The organism is Streptomyces chiangmaiensis, from assembly GCF_036281785.1.
Taxonomy (GTDB): domain Bacteria; phylum Actinomycetota; class Actinomycetes; order Streptomycetales; family Streptomycetaceae; genus Streptomyces; species Streptomyces chiangmaiensis.
The window spans coordinates 1-4,742 of record NZ_JAYWVC010000365.1 but is presented as its reverse complement, the minus strand read 5'-3'; the positions used below and the strand labels follow the sequence as shown (position 1 = coordinate 4,742).

The 4,742-nt window shown below is 72.0% G+C and carries 7 protein-coding genes; 4 read left to right on the top strand and 3 right to left on the bottom strand.

The window, feature by feature from the left end; translation table 11 throughout:
- From VXC91_RS42495 to VXC91_RS42480, 4 genes are all read left to right on the top strand, one after another.
- The coding region (locus VXC91_RS42495; RefSeq protein WP_329512705.1) for a hypothetical protein at positions 1-814 on the top strand (814 nt) is incomplete at its 5' end.
- Between the two features lie 150 nt (positions 815-964).
- The gene (locus VXC91_RS42490; RefSeq protein ID WP_329512704.1) at positions 965-1,222 is read left to right on the top strand and encodes a terminase gpP N-terminus-related DNA-binding protein; all 258 of its coding nucleotides are present in this window, start codon (positions 965-967) and stop codon (positions 1,220-1,222) included.
- Positions 1,219-1,953: an IS3 family transposase gene (locus tag VXC91_RS42485; RefSeq protein WP_329512703.1), complete on the top strand. Its 735-nt coding sequence runs from the start codon at positions 1,219-1,221 to the stop codon at positions 1,951-1,953. Before VXC91_RS42490 ends, VXC91_RS42485 begins: the two co-directional genes overlap by 4 nt.
- A gap of 82 nt (positions 1,954-2,035) precedes the next feature.
- The gene (locus tag VXC91_RS42480) at positions 2,036-2,284 is read left to right on the top strand and encodes a hypothetical protein (RefSeq protein WP_329512702.1); all 249 of its coding nucleotides are present in this window, start codon (positions 2,036-2,038) and stop codon (positions 2,282-2,284) included.
- 69 nt (positions 2,285-2,353) lie between these two features.
- On the opposite strand, the gene VXC91_RS42475 is transcribed toward VXC91_RS42480, so the two are convergent.
- The 3 genes from VXC91_RS42475 to VXC91_RS42465 form a co-directional block, all read right to left on the bottom strand.
- Positions 2,354-2,704 carry a helix-turn-helix domain-containing protein gene (locus VXC91_RS42475; protein ID WP_329512701.1) on the bottom strand — a complete coding sequence of 117 codons (351 nt, stop codon included), beginning with the start codon at positions 2,702-2,704 and terminating at the stop codon, positions 2,354-2,356.
- Between the two features lie 388 nt (positions 2,705-3,092).
- A complete protein-coding gene (locus tag VXC91_RS42470; RefSeq protein ID WP_329512700.1) occupies positions 3,093-3,716 on the bottom strand; it encodes a DUF6114 domain-containing protein in 624 nt (207 codons plus the stop codon).
- A gap of 51 nt (positions 3,717-3,767) precedes the next feature.
- Positions 3,768-4,391: a DUF6230 family protein gene (locus VXC91_RS42465; RefSeq protein WP_329512699.1), complete on the bottom strand. Its 624-nt coding sequence runs from the start codon at positions 4,389-4,391 to the stop codon at positions 3,768-3,770.
- Positions 4,392-4,742: the final 351 nt, after the last annotated feature.

The following is a 4,742-nucleotide window of genomic DNA, read 5'->3' as shown; positions in this document are numbered from 1 at the left end:
CCACCGCCACCGCCACCGCCACCGCCACGGCCACCGTCTCACCCTCACGCTCACGCTCACGCACGTCACCTTCGGCGCCGGCGTCCTCGGGCCCCGGCCCGTCCTGACGCCGCACACCGCCCCACGGCAGGAGAACACCATGAACCACCGCAAACCCCGCAACCGTCGTGTCACCCGGACGGCGGTCGGCCTCGGCGTCGCCGCCACCGCCACGGTGGCCGTCACGACCGCCACCACGCCGGCAGGCGCCAGTTCCTTCGGCGGCGCGGCCATCGCCGTCGACATGGCGCACAGCCGCGCGGACCGCACGCGCGTGAACCAGTTCGACGAGTCCTTCACGATCCACGAGTACGGGCCGTCCGTCGCCGTGGCCGCCTACAACCGGGCCGTCGCGGAGTCGGTCGGCTGCTCGCTCGACGACCCGTGCCGCTCGATCGCCCTGTCCTACCAGGTCGTCACCACCGCCGGCCGCAACGCGCGTCTGATCAACGCCACCAACCTCAGCAGGGCCGTCAACCAGCACTGCCCCGCCTGCCAGACCTTCTCCGCGGCCTACCAGTTCGTCGTGGCCACGCCCCGGGCCTTCAGCCTCGGCCGTTCTGCGCGCAGTGAACTGGACGCCCTTCAGGGGCAGGTGGAGGCCCTGCGGACCTCCCGCCTGCCGATCGGCGAGATCACCCGTCGGGCGGACGACCTGGCCCGCCGCATCAAGGCCGTCCTGGACACCGAGATGGCCCGCGCACCGCGGGCCACCGGCGGTGACCCGCTGGCCGACTTCGCCCCGCACGTGACGATGCACCGCCACGTGCGCTAGCCGCCCCCCACGCGCTCGGGGCTGCGGACTCCCACCGCAGCCCTGAGTCCCGCCCCTTAAGGAACCCTCCGACTGCGCATCCCCGCACGGCACTTCCGCGCGGGGCATGCGCTCCGGCGTGACATCCTCCGTTTCGAAAAGTGAGGTCCGGTGAGCAGCCCTCATCCCCCCACCGTGCGCAACCAGGCCCTGCAGCTCCTCTTCCAAGGACGCTCCGTCAAGGACGTCGCCGTGCAGCTCGGGCTCCCCCAGCAGACCGTCTACCGCTGGCACCGCACCTGCATCTCGCAGTCGGAGCTGATGCAGGCGCACGCCCGCATCGAGAGACTGGAGGGCGAGATCGCGGCCTGCCGGCACCTGATCGACCTCATGAAAGAAGTGGTGCCCCCAAAAGACGCTACGAGATGATCTCCACGATGGCCCAGGCGGGCTTCGCGGCCCGAACGGCCATCCACCTGCTGGGTGTCTCCGAGTCCGGCTACTACGCCTGGCGTGAACGCACCCCCTCGGCCCGTTCGGTGCGGCACGCCTGGCTCATGCGGATCATCCTCGCCATCCACCGCTCCTCCGGCCACGCCTTCGGCTACCGCCGCATCCGCCAAGAACTCGCCCACCGCTACGGCATCAACGTCAGCCACGGAACGGTGGAACGCCTCATGAGCCAGGCCGGCATCCGCGGCCGGTCCGGACGCCTCGGCGAGGGCCCGCAGCCGGCCGCCGAGCCGGCCGGGCGGCGGTGGATCATCGACGTCCACGCCCACGAGGGCCCCGGCGGCACCGGGTGGGCCGCCGTCGTCCTGGACACCACCACCCACCGCCTGGTGAGCTTCACCACCGGCCCGCGCTCCGGCGCCCTGCTCATCGACCAGGCACTGGACCAGGCGATCGCACAGGAAGCCGCCACGCCGCCGCCCGAGAGCGCGGCGGGAGAACTCCTCGGATGCTCCTTCACCGCCCGCGCCCACGCCTTCAGGCACGCGCCCGCCTCCGGGACGGTCGCCGACTGGTACGAGCACTCGGTGGCCCAGGCGTTCTGGGACAAGACACGCCGCGAACTCGCCCACCACCGCGAGCGGCCGGAGCCGGACGAACTCCAGGCACTGCTCGAGGCCCTCGAACGCATCGCCCGCCGGCCGTAGCGGCACCACCACCCCCCGGGGCGCCCGCACCCCGGCCCCCGACGCGCCCGCCCGCCCCCTTTCCGCTGAGTCCCATCGAGCAATGACGAAAGACATGGACATCACGCCACCTTTGCCCGTCGCCGAGGAATTCAGGACCGAGATGAACGCAGGCAGACCCCTGTCGGCGACCCAGGCACACCAGGTACTGCTGTACTGCGCCCTGGACGCGGCGTGCGTGCCGGTGGACCCCCCCGATGTGCAGGCCATCGTGGCACTGGCACAACTCGACTACCCGACCGTCCAGGCCGTCATCGACTGGATCACCACAGCCCGGACCCCCCGCTGGTGACCCCGACGCACCCCCACCCCAGCCCCCCGGCCCCTGCCCCCCGGGGGCGTGTGTTGCGCACGGCGCGCGCTACTGAGGCTCCCCGGCCCGCAGCAGCGACTCCACGAGCACGGCCACATGCCGGCGGTCGGTCGGACTGAGCTTGTGCACGCTCGCGATGAGGATCTCCACCTCGGGATCCGCGATCTCGGGCGCGTTCTCGAAGTAGACGTGAACCCCCGCAGCCTCCGCCGCGGCCCGCTGCACCGGCGCCACCGGCACACCCAGCCCCCGGGCCAGCCCCTCCAGCGTGGCCTGCTGCGGCATCTGCGCCAGCCGCGCGGACGTCGCCAGATGGTGAACCGTCGAACGGGAGATACCACCACGGCGCGCTACATCGCTGTAGGACCACCCTTTTTGATCCAGCTTGCTTTTGATCATTTCCTGCAGTGTGTTGGGCACCGCTGGTTCTTCCCGCTCTCGACCGGCCGCTTGTCAATGAGTCTAACGGCGCCGCCCCCGGGCAGTTCTGCACGATCCCGCCCCCGGCACCGGATACGGCCACAGCCCCGCCCACCACCTGCCCGGGTCCACCGGCCCCGGGCACGCGGGCACGCCGGGGCGGCCGGTGCGGGGCGGCCCCGGCCGCCCGGCGGCCGGTGAAGCCGGATCAGAACACCACCGCACCAGCCGTGCACATCCCGCCGCGACGGGCTCGGCCGCCCTCTCCCGGGCGCCACCGCCACCCCCCAAGGGCCCGGTTCGCACCCCGCCGCGCCCCAGGGCCGCCCCGCCCCGCGCAGGTGCACAAGCCGCCTCAGCAGGCCGGTCACCCCGGACCCGCCGGGCCCTCGTGGGGCGGGTCGGCGGCAGGCACCCGCTCGAGCTCCACCGTCTCCTCCAGATCCGCCCCGTCCGCCCCGTCCTCCCGGCCTTCCCGGCCTTCCCGGCCTTCCCGGCCTTCCCGGCCTTCCTGGTCCTGCCGGTCCTGCCGGTCCTGTGCTGCGGGCGGGTCCGTGGTGGCTGCCGGGGGCGGGGCGGGCATCCAGGCGCAGGCCAGGCAACCGCCGATCAGGCCGCAGAACAGACCCAGGAACAGGCCCCCGAAGTTCGCGAGGGGAAAGGAGACCAGGGAGAGCAGCAGGGTGGCGATCCCGGCGAAGACGCGGTGCTGCTGCTGGAACCACAGGGACAGGCCCAGGACCACCAGCAGCACCCCGATGACGAGGGCTCCCGCCCCGGACGTGGTCGACAGCGCCAGGGCGATGCCCTGCAGATCCGGATGCGTGTACGGGAAGTACATGATGGGCAGCGCGGCCGCGAGAGTGAACAGCCCTGCCCAGAAAGGCCGTTCACCCCGCCACGCCCTGAAGCCGCGCCGGGCGCCGACGGCGGCGGTGATGGCGGTGGCGCGCCGTGACGGGCGCCTGCCGGGCAAAGGGTCCAAGAACACGTCTTTTCCTTCGGATGAGGGCGCACGGTGGGGTGCCAAAAAAAGGGGGGGTCAGAAGCAGCGGTGACTGCCCTGCTTGATGTGTAGTGCGAGGTTGGGGACGTTCAGCGTGCCGGCGGAGACCGCGACCGAGATGACGCGCACGTCGCTCAGCACGACCGACTGGGCCTGCTGTGCGAAGACGTCGGGGTCGAACCACCGCGAGTTCCTGTCTTTAGGATTGACCGGCCCCTTGGTGACCGCGCCCGCCGCGACACCGATATCGATGTCGTCGGTGTCCGCCTGGACGGCCACGACGGAGGTGGCGTCGATGAACAGGTTCGCCGCTTCCACCCGCCGCCCGTCGCCGCCGGTCAGCAGCAGGGTGAAGGGGCCCAGCAACGGGACGTCAATCACCACGGACAGGCACAGCCCGCCGATCTGCGCATGCCGAAACCCCAGGACCACGACCGGCACGAGCGTGCCCTTGCGGGTCACGTCGACCATGGGGTAGATGCTCAGACCCCCGGCACGCAGCGTGTCCGCGGCGACTTGGAAACGCTGACCGGAGATGAAGAACGACGCGGCCAGCGCTCCTTGCGCCATGCCGATACCGAGGGCAGCCACAGCGGCGAGGGACGGGACGAGAACGGCGGCGAAGCGTCTCCAGCACGTCCTGCCGGAGCGGTGCAGCATGGCGCCTCCTCCGTCGCGCAAGACCCCCTACCCGTGCCGGATAGGGGCAGGCGAAGTGCGGGTGGCTGCTGACGGAGTCTAGACTTCCCCTCCCGGCGGCCGACGGCACGTCAGGTCGGCCGGTCGGGTGGTGTGCCCGCGGCAGGCCCCCGAGGGGCGCCGCGTCGCACGACGCCTGTCGCGTTGCTCCGCGGGGCCCGGCCACGGCCGCTGGTGCCGCTGTGTGCAAGGTGCGCGTTCCTCGCGGCAGCCCAGGTGCAACGGCGCCCTCGCCGGTGGGCGACGACGGCGCCGTTGCGGTGCCGGCCTACAGCCAGATGCACTCGTCGATCACCAAATACCTCCGAGGAC